Source organism: Nonomuraea sp. NPDC059023, assembly GCF_042740095.1.
Taxonomy (GTDB): Bacteria; Actinomycetota; Actinomycetes; order Streptosporangiales; family Streptosporangiaceae; genus Nonomuraea.
The window spans coordinates 36,981-55,217 of record NZ_JBHYIO010000051.1; the positions used below are offsets into that span (position 1 = coordinate 36,981).

15 protein-coding genes are annotated in these 18,237 nt (G+C 71.8%); 5 read left to right on the forward strand and 10 right to left on the reverse strand.

Going from position 1 to position 18,237, the window contains the following annotated elements:
* Positions 1-51 precede the first annotated feature (51 nt).
* From ACFWYW_RS51380 to ACFWYW_RS51395, 4 genes are all read left to right on the forward strand, one after another.
* Entirely contained in the window at positions 52-1,047 is a 996-nt protein-coding gene (locus ACFWYW_RS51380; protein WP_379622855.1) for a zinc-dependent alcohol dehydrogenase family protein, read from the forward strand.
* A gap of 74 nt (positions 1,048-1,121) precedes the next feature.
* Positions 1,122-2,675 carry a hypothetical protein gene (locus tag ACFWYW_RS51385; RefSeq protein WP_379622853.1) on the forward strand — a complete coding sequence of 518 codons (1,554 nt, stop codon included), beginning with the start codon at positions 1,122-1,124 and terminating at the stop codon, positions 2,673-2,675.
* Positions 2,676-2,693: 18 nt separating this feature from the next.
* Entirely contained in the window at positions 2,694-4,025 is a 1,332-nt protein-coding gene (locus ACFWYW_RS51390) for a serine hydrolase domain-containing protein (RefSeq protein WP_379622851.1), read from the forward strand.
* 4 nt (positions 4,026-4,029) lie between these two features.
* Positions 4,030-7,104, forward strand: coding sequence for a BTAD domain-containing putative transcriptional regulator (locus ACFWYW_RS51395; RefSeq protein ID WP_379639122.1), 3,075 nt, complete (start codon positions 4,030-4,032; stop codon positions 7,102-7,104).
* A 3-nt stretch (positions 7,105-7,107) separates the two neighbouring features.
* Here ACFWYW_RS51395 and argG read toward each other — a convergent pair whose 3' ends face one another.
* The gene (gene argG, locus ACFWYW_RS51400) at positions 7,108-8,556 is read right to left on the reverse strand and encodes an argininosuccinate synthase (protein WP_379622845.1); all 1,449 of its coding nucleotides are present in this window, start codon (positions 8,554-8,556) and stop codon (positions 7,108-7,110) included.
* 128 nt (positions 8,557-8,684) lie between these two features.
* On the opposite strand from argG, the gene ACFWYW_RS51405 reads away from it, so the two are divergent.
* On the forward strand, positions 8,685-8,990 hold the full coding sequence (locus tag ACFWYW_RS51405; RefSeq protein ID WP_379622843.1) for a YciI family protein: 306 nt from the start codon (positions 8,685-8,687) through the stop codon (positions 8,988-8,990).
* 242 nt (positions 8,991-9,232) lie between these two features.
* Here ACFWYW_RS51405 and ACFWYW_RS51410 read toward each other — a convergent pair whose 3' ends face one another.
* The 9 genes from ACFWYW_RS51410 to ACFWYW_RS51450 all read right to left on the reverse strand — a co-directional run bounded on the left by ACFWYW_RS51410 (position 9,233) and on the right by ACFWYW_RS51450 (position 18,142).
* Positions 9,233-10,378, reverse strand: coding sequence for an RNA polymerase sigma factor (locus tag ACFWYW_RS51410; RefSeq protein WP_379622841.1), 1,146 nt, complete (start codon positions 10,376-10,378; stop codon positions 9,233-9,235).
* Complete coding sequence (locus tag ACFWYW_RS51415; RefSeq protein WP_379622839.1) at positions 10,375-10,782, reverse strand: YciI family protein; 408 nt, start codon at positions 10,780-10,782, stop codon at positions 10,375-10,377. Before ACFWYW_RS51415 ends, ACFWYW_RS51410 begins: the two co-directional genes overlap by 4 nt.
* 252 nt (positions 10,783-11,034) lie before the next feature.
* A complete protein-coding gene (locus tag ACFWYW_RS51420; protein ID WP_379622837.1) occupies positions 11,035-11,475 on the reverse strand; it encodes a VOC family protein in 441 nt (146 codons plus the stop codon).
* A gap of 117 nt (positions 11,476-11,592) precedes the next feature.
* Complete coding sequence (locus ACFWYW_RS51425) at positions 11,593-12,849, reverse strand: RNA polymerase sigma factor (protein WP_379622835.1); 1,257 nt, start codon at positions 12,847-12,849, stop codon at positions 11,593-11,595.
* Positions 12,840-13,172: a YciI family protein gene (locus ACFWYW_RS51430; RefSeq protein ID WP_379622833.1), complete on the reverse strand. Its 333-nt coding sequence runs from the start codon at positions 13,170-13,172 to the stop codon at positions 12,840-12,842. Before ACFWYW_RS51430 ends, ACFWYW_RS51425 begins: the two co-directional genes overlap by 10 nt.
* 31 nt (positions 13,173-13,203) lie before the next feature.
* Positions 13,204-13,974 carry a DUF899 family protein gene (locus ACFWYW_RS51435; protein WP_379622831.1) on the reverse strand — a complete coding sequence of 257 codons (771 nt, stop codon included), beginning with the start codon at positions 13,972-13,974 and terminating at the stop codon, positions 13,204-13,206.
* 237 nt (positions 13,975-14,211) lie between these two features.
* The gene (locus tag ACFWYW_RS51440) at positions 14,212-15,762 is read right to left on the reverse strand and encodes an amino acid permease (RefSeq protein WP_379622829.1); all 1,551 of its coding nucleotides are present in this window, start codon (positions 15,760-15,762) and stop codon (positions 14,212-14,214) included.
* A gap of 29 nt (positions 15,763-15,791) precedes the next feature.
* A complete protein-coding gene (locus ACFWYW_RS51445) occupies positions 15,792-16,748 on the reverse strand; it encodes a glutaminase (protein ID WP_379622827.1) in 957 nt (318 codons plus the stop codon).
* Positions 16,748-18,142: a glutamate decarboxylase gene (locus ACFWYW_RS51450; protein ID WP_379622825.1), complete on the reverse strand. Its 1,395-nt coding sequence runs from the start codon at positions 18,140-18,142 to the stop codon at positions 16,748-16,750. Before ACFWYW_RS51450 ends, ACFWYW_RS51445 begins: the two co-directional genes overlap by 1 nt.
* Positions 18,143-18,237 lie beyond the last annotated feature (95 nt).

Consider the following 18,237-nt stretch of genomic DNA (forward strand, 5'->3'; position numbering starts at 1 on the left):
ACAGGCATCGAAGTTTGACACTCGTCGTACTTCTGGCCCACAGTGGTGGCCATGACGAGGACGGTGCGTTTCCACGAGATCGGCGGCCCCGAGGTGATGCGGCTGGAGGACGTCGATCCCGGCCGGCCGGGGCCCGGCAAGGTGCTCCTGCGAGTGGAGGCGATCGGGATCAACCGGGCGGAGGCGTTGTTCCGCGGCGGCCACTACATCGAGCCGGTCAAGGAACTGCCCGCGCGGCTCGGGGCCGAGGCCGCCGGAGTGATCGAGGCAGCCGGGCCACAGGTGGCGGGGTTCGCCGCCGGTCAGGCGGTCAGCGTGGTGCCCGCCTTCTCCGCCAACGACTACGGCGTCTACGCCGAGCGGGCGATCGTGCCCGCCGCGGCGCTGGTCCACCGCCCCGCGGACGTGGACGCGATCTCCGGCGCGGCCGTCTGGATGCCCTACGTCACCGCCTACGGCGCCCTGGTCGAGGTGGGCGGCCTGCGGGCCGGCGACACGGTGGTGATCAACGCCGCCGCCGGCAGCGTCGGGCTGGCCGCCATCCACACCGCGCTGCGCGTCGGCGCCGTCCCCATCGCCGTGACCCGCACCGGAGACAAGCGGGGACGGCTGACCGAGGAGGGCGCGGCCGAGGTGATCGCCTCCGACGAGCAGGACGTGGCCGGGCGTGTACTGGAGCTGACCGCGGGCCGCGGCGCCGAGTACGTCTTCGACGCCGTCGCCGGCCCCGGCGTCACCGACCTGGCCAGAGCCGTCGCCCCCGGCGGCACCCACTTCCTGTACGGCGCCCTGAGCGGCCTGCCCACGCCCTACCCGGGCTTCGACCTGGGCATGCCCGCCCTGAACCTGCGCACGTACACGATGATGGAGACGACCAGGGACCCGCGGCGGCTCGCCAGGGCCGTCGCCTTCGTCACCGCGGGCCTGCGCGCCGGCGCCTTCCGCCCCATCGTCGACCGCGTCTTCCCGCTGGAGGAGATCGTGGCCGCGCACCGCCACATGGAGTCCGGAACCCGGTTCGGCAAGATCGTGGTGACCACCGGCTGATGGGCCTTCCGGCGTGACGATCGGGGCGGTATGAACACCTCGGGGAGATTTCTCATCTTCGACGGGGAGAGTCCATGAGCGACGAGGTTCGCGTCATCATCGAGGCCGTTGCCCGCCCCGGCCTGTCGGCCGAGCGCGTCCGCCAGATCGTGGCCGAGCATCCCGGGATCCTGGCCGAGCTGGAGGTGGCCGAACCCGGCCGCCTGCTGGTCAGCGGCGCCGAGGCCCTCGGCCACGACCCGGGAGACGACGCGCCCTTCCGCGCCACCGTCTTCGACCCGGTCGGCAACCGCGGCCTGGAGCTCAGCGGCACCCTCGACCGGCTCGACCACACCGAGGTCACGCCCACCGCCGCCCGCCCCGAACCCGGCAGGGACGAACTCGCCGCGGCCGCCGCCGTCCTGCGCGCCCACCCGGCCTTCCCCGCGGGCGAGGACGTCGTGGTCTACCGGCCCATGCCGCCCCTGGCCGACCTGGACAACCCCGACGGCACCACCACCCGCCGCCCCGCCCTCGGCCTCTACACCCCGAGCGACCCCACCGGCCTGCGCCACCGCATCGTCGCCGTCGACGTCCACGCCCGCACCGTCGACTGGACCCCGGCCGGCATCAACGTGCGGATGCACCACGACTGCGAGGACACCGTCCCGGAGGAGGTCGACGCGCTCGCCGACCGCGGCGGCCCCGACCAGGTGCGGGTACGCGTCGTACGCGGCGAGAGCGAGCTGTGGAACCTCATCGTCGTACGGCCGCGCGCCTCCTCACCCCAGGACGGAGCCGGATCCGGCGTCGAACTGCGCAACGTCCGCTACAAGGGCCGCCTGCTGCTGCGCCAGGCCCACGTGCCCATCCTCAACGTCGAGTACGAGGAGGGCACGACCTTCCGCGACGGCGTCAGCTTCGAGACCCGCTTCTCGGCCACCGGCAGCGACCCGGTCGGCTGGGGCTGGCGCCTGTGCGCCACCGCGCCGCGCACCATCATCGAGCGCCCCTCCACCGACGCCGGCAACTTCCAGGGCGTCGCCTTCCACCACGACGGCGAGCAACTGCGCATCGTCAGCGAGCTGGCCGCCGGCTGGTACCGCTACGCCTCCGACTGGCGCCTGGGCGACGACGGCACCATCCGGCCGCGCTTCGGCTTCGCCGCCACCCGCAACCCGATGACCTGCAAGGTCCACCGCCACCACGCGTACTGGCGCTTCGACTTCGACCTCGACGGCGCCGAGAACGACGTCGTCGAGCAGATCAACGACACCGGCTCGATCATCCCCGAACCGGTGCCGATCATCCGCGAGACCTCCCGCAAACGCCGCCACCCCGCCCTGTACTGGCAGGTACGCGACAAGTCCTCCGGCCGCGGCCTGCAACTGCACCCCGGCCCCTTCGACGGCACCGCCGACGCGTTCGGCATCTCCGACCTGTGGTTCCTGCGCCACCACCCCGGCGAGCTCTACGACGGCGACCCCGACCCCCGCAACCGCGCCATGCTCAACCGCTTCGTCAACGGCGAATCCATCAACGGCGCCAACCTCGTCCTCTGGTACGCCGGCCACTACTACCACGACCAGGCCCACCCGCAGCCGCACCAAGGGGAGCTGATCGGCCCCGAACTGATCCCCATCCCCTGACGGATACCCTGGTCTGCCATGAGTCAGGTTGAGGAGACGACGGCGCGGGCCCTGCTGCGCAGGCTCGCCGTCGAGCAGAGTGAGTGCCGGGTCCCTTCGCTCGCGGCGGCGATCGTGCGCGACGGACAGATGGCCTGGTTCGGCGCCCGCGGGCAGGTCGAGGGCGCCGCGCCGACGGCCGACACCCAGTACCGCCTCGGCTCGATCACCAAGAGCATGGTCGCCGTCCTGGTCATGCGGCTGCGTGACGAGGGCCTGGTGGGCCTGCTCGACCCGGTCGGCGGGCATGTGCCGGGCACGCCGTTCGACGACGTGACGATCGCCCAGTTGCTCTCGCACACCGGCGGCCTGACGGCCGAACCGCCGACCACGTGGTGGGAGCGCACGCCCGGCCTCGCCGCCGAGGACCTGTTCGCCCGGATCGGCCCGGCCGAGGCCAAGCACCGCCCCGGCCGCACCTTCCACTACTCCAACGTCGGCTACGCGCTGCTCGGCCGGCTGATCGCCAAGCACCGCGGCATGACCTGGTACGAGGCGCTGCGCCGGGAGGTGCTGGAGCCGCTCGGCATGACCCGCACCACCCTGCGCCCGGCCGCCCCGCACGCCACCGGCTTCGCCGTCCACCCGTGGGCCGACGTGCTGCTGGAGGAGCCCGAGCACGACCACGGCGCGATGGGACCGGCGGGCCAGCTGTGGTCCACCGCAGCCGACCTGGCCAGATGGTCGGCGTTCCTGGGCGGCCACAGCGACGGCGTGCTGTCTCAGGAGACGCTGGCCGAGATGGGCGAGACCGCCGTGGTGGCCGACGGCGACGCGTGGGTGGCCGGGTTCGGACTCGGCCTGCAACTGGCCCGGATCGACGGCCGCCGCCTGAGCGGGCACGGCGGCTCCATGCCCGGCTTCCTGGCCGGCGTCTGGGCCGACGCGAACGCGGGCACCGGCGTGCTGTTCCTGGCCAACACCACCTCCGGCGTGCGCTACCAGCTGCTCAACGAGCTGCTGGCCATCCTCGACGAGCACGAGCCGCGCCTGCCGGAGGAGTGGCGGCCGGTCCCCACCGACCCGGCGCTGCTGGCGGTGACCGGGCTGTGGCACTGGGGCCCGACCCCCTTCCACCTGCGGGTGCTGCCCGACGGCAAGCTGTCGCTGAACGCCGTCGCCAACTCCAGCCGCGGCTCGCGCTTCGCCCCCCAGGCCGACGGCACCTGGCTCGGCCTCGACGGCTACTACGCCGGCGAGACCCTGCGAGTGCTGGCCGACCACCTGGACCTCAACACCTTCATCCTGACGCGCGAGCCGTACGAGCAGGGGCCGCCGATCCCGGGTGGCGCCGGCGAGTGGCACGCTTGACCGGGTGCGCATAGCGATCCTCGGCCCGCTCGCGGCCGGGTCCGCCACCATCGGCGGGACCCGGCTGCGATGGCTGCTGGTCCGTTTGGCCCTGGCCGGCGGTCGCGCCGTCACGCTCGAAGAGCTCACCGACGCTCTGTGGCCGGGCGCCGTCCCCGCCGATCCGGCCAACGCCGTGCAGTCGCTCGTCTCCCGCCTGCGCCGCGCGCTGCCCTCGCCGTCGGCGCTGGAGTCGGTCCCCGGTGGTTACCGCCTGACGGCCGTGACCGACGCCGCCGAGTTCGAGCAGCTGGTACGGCAGGCCGCCGCCACCCCCGACCCCGCCGCGTCGGCGTCCTTGCTGCGCCGGGCACTGGGGTTGTGGCGCGGACCGGCGCTCGCGGACGTCACCGCCGCCCCCTTCGCCACCGGCCACGCCGCCCGCCTGGAGGAATCGCGCCTGTCGGCCATCGAAGACCTCGCCGAAGCCGACCTCACCCTGGCCGATCTGCGCGGCGCCCCCGGACTGTCGGAGGTGGTGGCGCGGCTCAGCGAGCTCACCGTCCGCCACCCCCTGCGCGAACGCCTGCACGCCATCCGCATCCGGGCCCTGCACGCCGCGGGCCGCACCGCCGAGGCCCTGGCCGCCTACGAACACCTGCGCCACGCCCTGGCCGACGAGCTGGGCGCCGACCCCGGCCCCGACCTGCGGGCCCTGCACCTGGACCTGCTGCGCGCCACCCCGCCCCCACCCCGGCGCACCAACCTGCGCACCCCGCTGACCAGCTTCGTCGGCCGCACCACCGAGATCGACCGCATCCTCGGCCAGCTGCGCGACCACCGCCTGGTCACCCTCGTCGGGCCGGGCGGCGCGGGCAAGACCCGCCTGGCCACCACGGTCGCCGCCCTCGTCCTCGACCCGGACGCCACACCCGTGGACGACGTGCGCGAGGGGGTGTGGCTGGTGGAGCTGGCCGCGGTCAGCGATCCGGGCGACGTGGCGCAGGCCGTCCAGGCGGTGCTGGGCGCGGCGCCACCCCGGCGGCCGCCGAGCGACACCACGGGACGGCTGGCAGAGGCGCTGTCCGGCGGCCCCGTGCTGCTGGTGCTGGACAACTGCGAGCACCTCGTCGACGCCGCCGCCCGGCTGGCCGACGACCTGCTCGGCCGCTGTCCCGAGCTGACCGTCCTGGCCACGAGCCGGGAGCCGCTGGGCATCGCCGGCGAGGCGCTCTCCCCGGTCGGGCCGCTGCCGCTCGATCTGGCGGTGCGGCTGTTCGAGGAGCGGGCGGTCGCGGCGGACCCGTCGTTCGAGCCCGGAGCGCAGGTCGCCGAGATCTGCCGCCGCCTCGACGGGCTGCCGCTGGCCATCGAGCTGGCCGCGGCCCGGCTGCGCTCGCTGACCCTGAGCCAGGTGGCCGAGCGGCTCGACGACCGCTTCGCGCTGCTGACCGGCGGCAGCCGTACCTCGTTGCCCAGGCACCAGACGTTGCGTGCGGTCGTGGCGTGGAGCTGGGACCTCGCCGAGGACGGCGAGCGGGCGCTGGCCGAGCGGCTGTCGGTGTTCGCCGGCACGTTCGACGCCGGTGCGGCGGGTTGTGTGGGCACCTCGCTGGACGCCTTGGCCGCGCTGGTGGACAAGTCGTTGCTGCAGCAGGCGCCGGGCGGGCGCTACCGGATGCTGGAGACGATCAGGGAGTTCGCCCTGGAGCGCCTGGTCGCCGGCGGTGGCGCGGAGGCGGCCCGGGACGCGCACGCCGCGTACTTCCTGCGCCTGGCCGAGATCGCGGAGCCGCACCTGCGCGGCGGCGCCCAGCGCGAGTGGATCAACCGGCTGATCGGCGAGCACGACAACCTGCTCGCCGCGCTGCACCACGCCGCCGCCCGCGAGGACGCCGACACCGCGGTACGGCTGGCCGCGGCCCTGGGCCAGTTCTGGATGACGTGGGGCAACAACAGCGATTCGGTCGGCTGGCTGAAGACGGCGCTGGCGGTGCCCGGTCCGGCGCCGGTGCGAGCCCGGACCATCGCCACGGCCGTCATGCTGACCAACAGCGCGTTCGGCGGCGCGCCGAACAACCCCGGCCAGTCGGTGGAGGGGGTCCAGGAGCTGATCGACGCGATCGACCCCGACGACGACCACCCGCTGCTGGCGCTGATCGAGCCGGCGCTCGGCCTGTTCACCGACGACGACGCGCTCGGGCTGGCGGCGGTGGAGCGCCATCTGGACCACCCCGACCCGTGGACCCGCGCGGTCCTGCGCATGGCCAGGGGCGCGCTGCTGGAGAACCGCGGCGACTCTCTCGGCATGCGCGCCGACCTGCTGGTGGCCGAGGCCGAACTGGCGGCGCTCGGCGAGCATTGGGCACGCTCACAGGCGCTGACGATTCTGGCCGGCTCGCATGTGCTGCTGGGTGAGTTCGATCGGGCGGTGACGGCGCTGGAGACCGCGATCGAGCTGATCCGCGCCCTCGATGCGGCCAACACCACCGGCCACCAGCGGGTCTGGCTGGCCGGCGCCCGCATCTTGCGGGGCGATGCCGCGCGCGGCCGGGCCGAGCTGGAGGCACTGGCCGCCGAGCCGCCGCGCGGCTGGAACGCCAGCAGCGTGGCCTTCGCCCAGCTGGAGCTCGGCGACCTGGCCAGACGCGCGGGCGACCTGACCGAGGCGGGCCGCCTTTACGCGATCTCCTCGCGTACGATCGAGCGGCTGCCGGTGGTCGCACCGCAGTTCCACGCGCTGATCCTGGCGCAGCGGGCCCACCTGTCGGCGGCGCTCGGCGACGTCGCCGACGCCGCGCGGCGGGTGCGCGGCGCGGTCGAGCGGGCGCTGTCGGTCAAGGACATGCCGGTGCTGGCCACGATCGGGGTGGCCGCGGCCGCGGTGTGGGCGGCCAGGGGCGAGCCCGCCCGCGCGGCGCGCGTGCTGGGCGCCACCGAGCAACTGCGCGGCCTGCCCGCCGTCCACCACCCCGACGTGATCGCGCTGACGGCGCGGCTGCGGGCGGAGCTGGGCGAGGCCGCCTTCGGCAAGGAGTACGCCGAGGGGAGCGGCCTCACCCGCGAACAAGCCGTCAGCCAGGTCCGCGACCTCGACTGACCGTCAGTCGGTGCCGACCTCCATGGCGGCGTGGTCGAGCAGCTCGTCGGCGTCGGGGCCCTCGGGGCGGGCGGCGATCACGTCGGCGCCGCCCTCGGGCATCGCGCCGATCAGCCCGCTGGCCGCCGCCTGCGTGACGCCGATGAGCGTCGGGTGCGCGCTGCCGACCATGCCGAGCCTGGCGTACTGCTCCAGCTTGGCGCGCGAGTCGGCGATGTCGAGGTTACGCATGGTCAGCTGGCCGATCCGGTCGACCGGGCCGAACGCGGGCTCCTCGACGCGTTCCATGGACAGCTTGTCCGGGTGGTAGCTGAAGGCCGGGCCCGCGGTGTTGAGAACGGAGTAGTCCTCGCCGCGCCGCAGCCGTAGCGTGACCTCGCCGGTGACGGCGGTGCCCACCCAGCGCTGCAGCGCCTCGCGCAGCATCAGCGCCTGCGGGTCCAGCCAGCGGCCCTCGTACAGCAGCCGGCCCAGCCGGCGGCCGTCGTTGTGGTAGGCGGCGAGGGTGTCCTCGTTGTGGATCGCGTTGACCAGCCGCTCGTAGGCCGCGTGCAGCAGCGCCATGCCGGGCGCCTCGTAGATGCCGCGGCTCTTGGCCTCGATGACCCGGTTCTCGATCTGGTCGGACATGCCCAGGCCGTGCCGGCCGCCGATGGTGTTGGCCTCCAGCACCAGGTCGACCGAGGAGGCGAACTCCTTGCCGTTGATGGACACCGGCCGGCCCTGCTCGAAGCCGATCGTCACGTCCTCGGCGGGGATCTCGACGGCCGCGTCCCAGAACCGCACGCCCATGATCGGGTCGACGATCTCGATGCCAGTGTCGAGGTGCTCCAGCGACTTCGCCTCGTGGGTGGCGCCCCAGATGTTGGCGTCCGTGGAGTACGCCTTCTCCGTGCTGTCGCGGTACGGCAGCGCGTGCGCGACCAGCCACTCCGACATCTCCTTGCGGCCGCCGAGCTCGTGCACGAAGTCGGCGTCCAGCCACGGCTTGTAGATGCGCAGGGAGGGGTTGGCGAGCAGGCCGTACCGGTAGAACCGCTCGATGTCGTTGCCCTTGAAGGTGGAGCCGTCGCCCCAGATCTGCACGCCGTCCTCGAGCATGGCGCGCACCAGCAGCGTGCCGGTGACGGCCCGGCCGAGCGGGGTGGTGTTGAAGTAGGTGCGCCCGCCGGAGCGGATGTGGAACGCGCCGCACGCGAGCGCCGCGAGCCCTTCCTCGACGAGCGTCTCCCGGCAGTCGACCAGGCGGGCGATCTCGGCGCCGTAGGCGGTGGCGCGGCCGGGGACCGACGCGATGTCGGGCTCGTCGGCCTGGCCGACGTCAGCGGTGTACGTGCATGGGATTGCACCCTTGTCGCGCATCCACGCGACCGCTACTGAGGTGTCGAGGCCGCCTGAAAAGGCGATCCCGACTCTTTCGCCGACTGGCAGGGAGGTGAGAACCTTGGACACGAGCAAAAATATATACACACCACTGCATGTCCATGCAAGCCTTTCCAGTCTCTGAGACGGGACCATGTCGAAAAAGTCCCCGGGGTTTCGACTTCTGGATGAAGCCGGTGATCCGAGGGGAGCCCTTGATGAAGTACCTGATCCTGATCTACAGCGGCCCGGACAGCGCGGACGGCGCGGAACGGCCGGATCTGGCCGACGAGGTGACCGAGCCCGGCGAGCTGGTCGCGGGCGGGGTCTTGGCCGATCCGGTGAACACCGTGACCGTGCGCGTGGCGCGCGGGGCCGCGCTGGAGGAGCAGCTGTCCGGCTACCTGGTGGTCGACTGCGACTCGGGGCACAGGGCCGCCGAGATCGCCGCCCGGGTACCCGGCGCCCGCACCTCCACGGTGGAGGTACGCCCGATCATGGACCTGTCCGGCCAGGAGATGTGACCGGGCACCCGGGTCACGCAAGCCTGCCCAGCAGCCGCCAGAGCGCGGTGTTCAGGCGCCGCCTGGCCTCGGCCGTGGACAAACTTCACCCCAGAACGCCGCGGCCACCACGTCACGCGGCTGAGGCCGCTCCCGCTGATACATCCCGCGTGCCTGCTGGAAACGCCGATCTTGCCCATGACCGACGAGATTCCCGGTGCGGTTGCTTCGCTGGGAACCGGAGAACGCCGGGCGCCCGCCGTTCAGCCGCGCAGTCGAGCGTTGAGCCGGGCGGCCTGTCGCGTGAGGTGCTCGCGTTCGGGGAGGCTGGACGCCGACCGGGCGGCATCGGCGTAGAGCCGCGCCGCGGTCGCCGCGTCACCGTCACGCTCGTGCAGGTACGCCAGGACGGCGGTATGGCGGGGCAGCGCGGGGTCGAGCCCGGCCAGGGCGGCCAGGCCGGCCCGCGGGCCGTCGGCCTCGCCGACCGCGACGGCCCGGTTGAGGCGGGCCACCGGGCTGCCGGTGAGGCGCACCAGTTCGTCGTACCACTCGACGATCTGCACCCAGTCGGTCTCCCCCGCCGTCCGGGCGTCGGCGTGCAACGCGGCGATGGCGGCCTGGGCCTGGAACTCGCCCAGACGGTCGCGGGCGAGGGCCGCCTGGAGCACGTCGACGCCCTCGGCGATCAGGCGGGTGTCCCACAGGCAGCGGTCCTGCTCGGCGAGCGGCACGAGCCGGCCGCCGGCGCCGGTGCGTGCCGCTCGCCGGGCGTGGTGCAGCAGCATGAGCGCGAGCAGGCCCGCGACCTCCTCGTGGTGGGTCTTGTTCGCGAGCTGGCGGGTGAGCCGGATCGCCTCGGCGGCGAGGTCGACGTCGCCGGAGTAGCCCTCGTTGAAGACGAGGTAGAGCACGCGCAGCACGGTGGCGACGTCACCGGGCTGGTTGAACCGGACCTCGGAGACGGTGCGCTTGGCCCGGCTGATGCGCTGGGCCATGGTCGCCTCCGGCACCAGGTAGGCCTGCGCGATCTGACGCGTGGTCAGGCCGCCGAGCGCGCGCAGCGTGAGCGCCACCGCCGAAGCCGGTGTCAGGGACGGGTGCGCGCACAGGAAGTACAGCTGGAGCGTGTCGTCCACCGCCTCGCCCTGGCCGGGCGCGGGCTCGGCATCGACGCGTACCTCGCGGTGGCGCCGGGAGGCGTCGGCACGGGCGGCGTCGAGAAACTTGCGCCAGGCCACGGTGACCAGCCAGCCCTTGGGGTCTCGCGGCGGGTCGTCCGGCCACACGCGTACGGCCTCGGCCAGGGCGTCCTGCACGGCGTCCTCGGCCGCCGCGAAGTCGGCTCCGCGACGGACGAGGACGCCGATCACCGCGGGCACCAGCTCCCGCAGCAGCGACTCGTTCACTCGGTTACCACGCACGGCTCGCCGTAGAACGGCCGCACCTCGAGCCACTCGTGGATCGGCTTGCCACCCGCGCCCGGGGCCGCGGACAGCTCGCCGGCCAGCTCGAGCGCCCGCTCGTAGCTCTCGACGTCGATCACCATCCAACCGGCGATCAGGTCCTTGGTCTCGGCGAACGGTCCGTCGGTGACCGGCGGCCGCCCCTCGCCGTCGTAGCGGACGAACGTGCCCTCCGGCGAGAGCGCCTGCTCGCCGACGAACTCGCCGGTGCTCTCCAGCCGGGCGGCGAAGTCACGCATGTACTGCAGGTGGGCCGAAACCTCCTCCGGCGTCCACTGCTCCATCGGCACGTCGTTGACCGCTGCCGGCGCGCCACGGTAGTGCTTGAGCAGCAGGTACTTGGCCATGGTGTTTCTCCTTGGTGTGTTCTGGGCCCATTGTGGCCGTGTTCACTCCGGGGACGGAGCCGCGGGCGGGTTCTCGACATCCGTTCGCGACATTTCCCGGCGGACTTTCATTCGCCCAGGTCGGAGTCACGACGATCCGGACCATGCCGTCGTGGTAGAGCGAACGCACCTGCGCCTCCCACTCGACCCACTGCTCGGGCGTCATCTCGTAGGTGCTGGTCGTCTCGGTCGTTCCTCCAAGTCACGGTCTGGTCAGCCGAGTTCCTCGGCCAGGGCGATCACGATGCCCTCGGGGCCGCGGACGTAGCAGAGCCGGTAGCTGTCCTCGTACTGCGCCACCTCGCCGACGAGTTCGGCGCCGTGGGTACGCAGGCGGGCGAGGACGCCGTCGATGTCGTCGACCGCGAACATGATGCGGCGAATGCCCAGCGTGTTGGCCGGGGCGTCCTGCGGCACGCCGCCGATCGCCTCCGGCGTGTGGTACTTCGCCAGCTCGATCCGCCCATGGCCGTCCGGGGTCCGCATCATCGCGATGTCGACCCGCTGCTCGTCGAGCCCGACGACACGTGCCGCCCAGAGCCCCTCGATGAGCGCCTTGTTCTCCAGCTCCATACCGAGTTCCGTGAAGAACGCGATCACGACGTCGAGGTCGTCGACGACGATGCCGATGTTGTCCATCCGCTTGATCGTCATGGTGGTTCTCCTTCTTCGTTACGCGGCCCGTCGTGGCCACTGGTGTACCTGGGACGGAGCCACCACCACATTCTCGACACCCGGACGAGCTGTGCTTCATCGCCAACTCGGTCAACTTCAAGATCGGCCTCTCGCCGGTTTTCCCGGCCTGAGACGTTCGGTCTCCTCCAGCCGCCCCCGCAGGTAGGCGCGGTCGGCGTCGGTCGGCGCCAGAACCAGCGCCTCACGGTACGCCCGCGCCGCCCGCCCGTAGGAGCCCTGCCTGCGCAGCAGGTCGGCCCGCGTGGCAGGGAGCAGATGGTAGCCGGCGAGCTCGCCCGCGGCGGCGAGCTCCTCGACCAGGACGAGCCCGGCCTCGGGGCCGTCGGCCATCGCGACGGCGACCGCGCGGTTGAGCCGGACGACGGGCGCGGGCACCAGTTCCAGCAGGTCATCGTAGAGCCGGACGATCTCCGGCCAGTCGGTCGCCTCGACGCTCGGGGCCGTCGCGTGGCAGGCCGCGATCGCCGCCTGGAGCTGGTACGGGCCGGGGGTGCCGGGCAGCAGCCGGACCCCTTCAGTGATCTTGGCCCGGTCCCAGCGGGATCGATCCTGGTGCTCCAGCGGGACCAGCACGCCCGCCTCGTCGACCCGGGCCGGGCGCCGCGCGTCGTGCAGCAGCATCAGCGCGAGCAGGCTCCGCGCCTCCGGCTCGGGCAGCAGCCGGACGAGCAGGCGGGCCAGCCGGATCGCCTCGGCGCTCAGGTCCTGCCGGACGAGGCGGTCGCCGGCGCTGGCCGCGTACCCCTCGTTGAACAGCAGGTAGATCACCGCGAGGACGGCCCGCAGGCGGCCGGGCAGCAGCTGCGCGGGCGGGACCCGGTACGGGATGCCCGCTTCGCGGATCTTCTTCTTCGCCCTGGTCAGCCGCTGGTACATGGCCGGCTCCGCCGCCAGGAACGCCCGCGCGATCTCCGCCGTCGTCAGCCCGGCCAGTGTCCGCAGCGTCAGCGCGACCCGCGCGTCGAACGGCAGCGCCGGATGGCAGCAGGTGAAGATCAGCCGGAGCCGGTCGTCGGGAACCTCGTCCGGCTCCCCCGGCTCCTCGGCGGCGCGGGCCAGCACGGCGGCCTGGCGCACCTTGGCGGCGCCGACGGCTTCGCGCCGGAGCAGGTCCATGGCCCGGTTACGCGCCGTCGTGGTGAGCCAGGCGCCCGGGTTGTCGGGAATGCCGTCGTGCCGCCACCGATCGAGGGCCGTCGCGAACGCGTCAGCGGCGCAGTCCTCGGCCAGATCCCAGTCACCGGTCACCCGGATCAGCGTCGCGACGACCTGTCCCCACTCCGCCGCGAACGCCGCGGCCACCGCCGATTCGACCGCATCGCTCACTCCCACACCGGCCGCACCTCGACGGTGCCGAAAGCGGCGAACGGGTGCCCCGCCGCGATCTCGATCGCCTCGTCCAGATGCTCGCACTCGACCACGAGGAAGCCGCCGATCAGGTCCTTGGTCTCCGCGTACGGGCCGTCCGAGATCAGCGTCTCACCGTCGCGCACCCGCACCTTCGTGGTGGCCGCCGGTCGCAGGCGGTGGCCGCCCCGGTAGACCCCGCGTGCCTCGAGGTCGGCGAACCAGGCCTCGTGCTCCGGCCACGCATGGATCTCCTGCGGCGATTCCGAGTGTTCCTCACCGTGCCAGATCACCAGTGCGTACTTCATCTACAGCACTATGGCACGCCCACCCGCACGATCAAGGCGCGGTGGTGAGGTCGTCGGAGCGTCCGGCTTCGATGCGCGACCACTGGGAGAGCGGGCGTCCGTCGATCCGCCAGTACTCCGTGGGTGCCTCCTCCCGCCACGCCTGCGGCCAGCCGGGAGGCGAGTCCTCGCCCGGGTGCTGGCGGCCGTACACGGTGAGGTCCATGAGCGCGAGGCTGTAGTCCATCGCCTCCACGCCGCGGCCGGTCGTCCAGTACGTCTCGAAGACGCGCTCGCCGTCGCGCAGGTAGCTCACCAGTTGCATCGAGCCCTCCTGCCCGGCGAGCAGCGTGCCGAGGGAGGCCTTCGCCGAGTACCACGGCATGTCCCAGCCCATGAAGTCGCGATAACGGCGGCTTTCCTGGTACGGGCCCTGGCAGAAGACGGCGTAGGTGATGTCGCGCGAGTGCAGGTAGGACAGCTCCGAGATCTGGCCGCCGCACCAGGTGCAGCCTTCGCACTGCTCGGCGGCGGGACGGCCGTCGCGCCACATGAAGTAGTAGGCGAGCAGTTGCCGCCGTCCCTCGAACGTCTCCAGCAGGCTGACCGGCCCGTCAGGCCCGATCAGCTCGGTCGTGGGATCCACCTCGACCATGGGCAGCCGGCGCCGGGCCGCGGCGATCGCGTCGCCTTCGCGCGTGTGCGCCTTCTCCCGGGCCCGCAACTCGTCCACCTGGGCGTGGAAAGTGGCCCGGTCGACGGCTTCGGGCATGCTGGGTGCGTTGCGGGCGAGGGCTGTCGCCTCGTTGAGGTTGTCGTTCATGGTCAGTCTCCTCCTTTGGTACGTGGCTTCGCCCACCGACGAACGGGGCACCGGGGGATTCGACATCGCCGGGAAAGAATCTTCAGGTCACGACACGGCGTTTCTGTCGTCCCTACCCCGAAGACGCGCAGGCCATCCGGAAAGCGACAGCGTTCACGGGCAGGTCGTCCTGCGGGTGCTGGGCCGGGTGTCATGAGCGGCCACGCGCTGTGGCCGGGGTTCACGGTCTGTGTCGTCTCACGCAGGCGGGTCGTGTTGGTCGGTGGGCTTGCGTTGTTGCCGGGCCACCGGGGCCGCCCGAGAGGGCGTCGTGTCGGTGGCGTGCGGTTTCCAGGACGGCTTGGCCAGGCGTTCGATGACCAGTGGCGCTCCGGTGAAGATGATCGCGCCGGCGGCGACGAGTCCCACGTACAGGGCGGGGCTGCCGATGGGTAGCTGGGAGGGCGGGACGAAGGCCAGGACGAACGCGAACGCGACGGCCAGGAAGCCGATCCCGGCCACCAGCCACATGCCGGTCATGCCGCCCGGGACGCGGAAGGAGCGCGGCAGGTCGGGCTGGGTGTAGCGCAGCCGGATCGCCGAGGCGTAGATGAGCATGTAGACGATGATGTACAGGCTGACGGCCATCGCCGAGATCAGGAAGAACACCGTGTTGACGTTGTCCATCAGCAGGTAGAGCAGCGCGAAGACCGAGACGATCACGGCTTGGATGAGCAGGATGTTGCGCTGCACACCGGCCTTGTTGGTCTTCTGCATGACCGGCGGGAGCAGCCCGTCCTTGGCGGTGGCCAGCACGCCGCGGCTGGGCCCGGTGATCCAGGCCAGCACACCGCCGAGCGCGCCGTAACAGATCAGCACGGCGAGCACCTGCACCGGCCACGACATGCTCATCAACGTCGTGAAGGCTGTGCTCAGCGCGTCGAACACGCCGGTGGTCACATCGATCTGCCGGTACGGCAGGATGCCGGCCACGGCCAGCGCGCCGAGGGTGAAGATGGTGAATGCGACGGCGGCGGCGATCATGATGACGATCGGGTAGCCGCGCTTGGGGTCCTTGAGCTCGCTGGCGTGCACGGCCTGGGACTCCACGCCGGCGAAGTTCAGCAGGATCCCGGACAGGAACGCCAGCCCGGCCAGGCCGGTGATGTAGGGGAACCAGCGCGGGTGCGGGTGGCCGTCGGTGACGGTGGCCACGGCCTGGTTGGTCGCCTCGTTCCAGCCGGCGCCGTGGCCGGTGACGATCCAGGCGACGAACAGGGCGATCAGGATGACGCCCGGTACGACGGTGCCGGCCATGAACCCGTATTTGGCCACCTTGGTGGCGAAGTGGTTGCTGACCAGCGCCACGGCCGTGCACAGCCAGAACGCCACGACGATGAAGACCCCGATGAAGACGTGGTTGCCCGCCAGGTCGGGCTTGCCGATGGCGAAGGCGGCCGCGACCGCGGCGAAGGTCAGGCCGGTCGGGTACCAGACGATGTTCTGCACCCAGGTCAGGAAGATCGCCACGAAGCCGGTGCGCTTGCCGAACGCCTCGCCGACCCACACATACAGGCCGCCCTCCCGCTTGCCGAACGCGCCGCCGAGTTCGGCTGCCACGAGCCCGACCGGGATCAGGAACAGAAAGGTGGAAAAGCCGATGTAGGCGAACATCGTCAGCTCTTCCTTGGCCATCATCGCCAGCCCGCGCAGCGAGGTGACGATGGAGGCGGCGGTCACCAGCCCCAGGGTGGAGACCGCCATGTATCTGGCGCTCTGCCCCCGCGCCGGGCCTCGGGTGTCGCTCATGACGGATTCCCCCCTGCCAACACAAGTGATCAGAAGAGCGACAGCCCGCTCGTCTTCGCGAAGGTCTCCAGCGCGATCGTCGCCGAGACCGAGTTCCCGTGCGGGTCCAGGCCCGGCCCCCAGGCCGCGACACTGCACCTGCCCGGCACGATCGCCAGGATCCCGCCGCCGACCCCGCTCTTGCACGGCAGGCCGACCCGGTAGGCGAAGTCTCCCGCTTCGTCGTAGGTGCCGCAGGTCAGCGTGATCGCGGTGATCCTGCGTGCGTCCTGTTGGCTGATCAGGCGGGTGCCGTCGGCGCGCAGTCCGTGCCCGGCCACCAGCAGCCCGGCCCTGGCCAGCTCGGCGCAGGTGATCATGATCGAGCACTGGCTGAAGTAGTGGTCGAGCGTGTCGGGAACCGGGTTGGTCATGTTCTCGAAGTCGGCCATCAGGTAGGCCAGCGCCCGGTTTCGGTTGCCGGTGCGGGCCTCGGAGCGGGCGGTGACGCCGTCCTCGTGCAACTGCGGATTGCCGCTCTCCTCGCGCAGCAGGGTGCGGATCGCGGCGAACGCGTCGCCGGTGTAGGTCAGGAGCTGGTCGGTGACCACGATCGCGCCGGGGTTGATGAACGGGTTGCGCGGGATGCCCTTCTCGAGCTCCAGCAAGATCAGGTCGTTGAACGGCTCGCCTGACGGCTCCCGCCGTACCCGCTGCCACAGAGCGCCGTCATCGCGCGACAGCACCAGAGACAGGGCGAACAGCTTGGAGATGCTCTCGATCGCGAACGGCACGTCGGCCTGCCCGCCGGTGTGCATCTGCCCGTCGAGGGTGGCTACGGCGAAGCCGAACTGGCCGGGGTCGACCTTGGCCAGGTCCGGGATGTAGTCGGCGACCTTGCCCTCGCCGATGTGCGGGGTGGCGGCGGCCACCGCCTGTTCGACGATCGCGGCAAGGTCGAGATCGGCGGGCACGCCGGGAGCCTCAGGCGCGGCGGGTGTGGTCATCAGTGGTGGAATCCGATCCGGGACACGTCCTCGGGCAGCTCGGCCGGCTTGCCCGCGGTCAGGCGGTGCAGGGCGCGGCGCATGTCCTCGGCCAGCAGCGCCATCTCGTCCCTGCCGATGCCGTGCCGGATGAGGATGCGCTGGATGACGGTGTCCTGCTGCTCGGCGGGCAGCGGGTAGGCGGGCACCTGCCAGCCGCGCATGCGCAGCTGGTCGGTCAGGTCGTAGAGCGTGAAGCCCGCGCCGTCCGGGTCCTTGAGCTTGTAGGAGATGGCGGGCAGCGCGCCCCGCCCGTCGTAGAGCAGCTCGAAGGGGCCCATGGCGGCGACCTCCTTGCCCAGGTACTGGGCGGTGGCCGCGCAGGCTTCGTACACCTCGCGGTAGCCCTGCCTGCCCAGCCGCTGGAACAGGTAGTACTGCGCGATGATCTCCCCGCCGGGGCGGGAGAAGTTCAGCGCGAAGGTCGGCATGTCGCCGCCGAGGTAGTCGACGCGGAAGATCAGGTCCTCGGGCAGCAGGGCGGGCTCGCGCCACACCACCCAGCCGACGCCGAGCGGGGCCATGCCGTACTTGTGGCCGGAGGCGTTGATGGAGGCGACCCGCTCGACGCGGAAGTCCCACACCAGCTCCGGATACAGGAACGGGGCGATGAACCCGCCGCTGGCCGCGTCCACGTGGATCGGGATGTCCAGGCCGGTCTCGGCCTGGATCCGGTCCAGCTCGGCCGACAGCTCGGCCACCGGCTCGAAGTCGCAGGTGAAGGTGACCCCGAGGATCGCGACCACACCGATCGTGTTCTCATCGACGTACTGGGCCAGTTGGTGCGGCCGCAGACCGGTCGCGCCCTTCTCCAGGGGCACCTGGCGGATCTCGACGTCGAAGTAGCGGGCGAACTTGTCCCAGCAGATCTGCACGGGGCCCGCCACGATGTTCGGCCTGTCGGCCGGCTTGCCCTCGGCCAGGCGCTTTTGCCGCCAGCGCCACTTCAGCGCCAGCCCGCCGAGCATCGCCGCCTCGCTGGAACCGGTCGTGGAGCAACCCATCGGCGACGCGCCGGCCGGGGCGTTCCACAGGTCGGCCAGGATGTTCACGCACCGCGCCTCGATCTCGGCGGTCTGCGGGTACTCATCCTTGTCGATCATGTTCTTGTCGAGGCACTCGTTCATCAGCCGATGCACCTCGTCCTCGGACCAGGTGGTGCAGAACGTGGCCAGGTTCTGCGAGGCGTTGCCGTCCAGCAGCAGCTCGTTGCGGAGCATCTGGTAGACGGCCTCCGGCCGCGACGTCTGCTCCGGCATGCGGTTCTTGGCCGCGACGCGCACGCCCACCGGACCGGCGAACAGGTCGGTGGCGTCGTCGACCTGCTTGTGATCGGTGGCCTTGTGCAACGCCATGATCCATTCCCCCATCCATCCGCCTGAGCATCTTGATCAGGGGAGACTTGCCCGACGACGCATCAACACAGCGGCACAACCGGCCCATGAACCCA

Excerpts from the sequence above, each read along its gene's own strand:
- ACFWYW_RS51380 (WP_379622855.1), top strand. The coding sequence starts at position 52 with ATGACGAGGACGGTGCGTTTCCACGAGATCGGCGGCCCCGAGGTGATG.
- ACFWYW_RS51385 (WP_379622853.1), top strand. The coding sequence starts at position 1,122 with ATGAGCGACGAGGTTCGCGTCATCATCGAGGCCGTTGCCCGCCCCGGC.
- ACFWYW_RS51390 (WP_379622851.1), top strand. The coding sequence starts at position 2,694 with ATGAGTCAGGTTGAGGAGACGACGGCGCGGGCCCTGCTGCGCAGGCTC.
- ACFWYW_RS51405 (WP_379622843.1), top strand. The coding sequence starts at position 8,685 with ATGAAGTACCTGATCCTGATCTACAGCGGCCCGGACAGCGCGGACGGC.
- ACFWYW_RS51415 (WP_379622839.1), bottom strand. The coding sequence starts at position 10,782 with ATGGCCAAGTACCTGCTGCTCAAGCACTACCGTGGCGCGCCGGCAGCG.
- ACFWYW_RS51420 (WP_379622837.1), bottom strand. The coding sequence starts at position 11,475 with ATGACGATCAAGCGGATGGACAACATCGGCATCGTCGTCGACGACCTC.
- ACFWYW_RS51430 (WP_379622833.1), bottom strand. The coding sequence starts at position 13,172 with ATGAAGTACGCACTGGTGATCTGGCACGGTGAGGAACACTCGGAATCG.
- ACFWYW_RS51435 (WP_379622831.1), bottom strand. The coding sequence starts at position 13,974 with ATGAACGACAACCTCAACGAGGCGACAGCCCTCGCCCGCAACGCACCC.
- ACFWYW_RS51440 (WP_379622829.1), bottom strand. The coding sequence starts at position 15,762 with ATGAGCGACACCCGAGGCCCGGCGCGGGGGCAGAGCGCCAGATACATG.
- ACFWYW_RS51445 (WP_379622827.1), bottom strand. The coding sequence starts at position 16,748 with ATGACCACACCCGCCGCGCCTGAGGCTCCCGGCGTGCCCGCCGATCTC.
- ACFWYW_RS51450 (WP_379622825.1), bottom strand. The coding sequence starts at position 18,142 with ATGGCGTTGCACAAGGCCACCGATCACAAGCAGGTCGACGACGCCACC.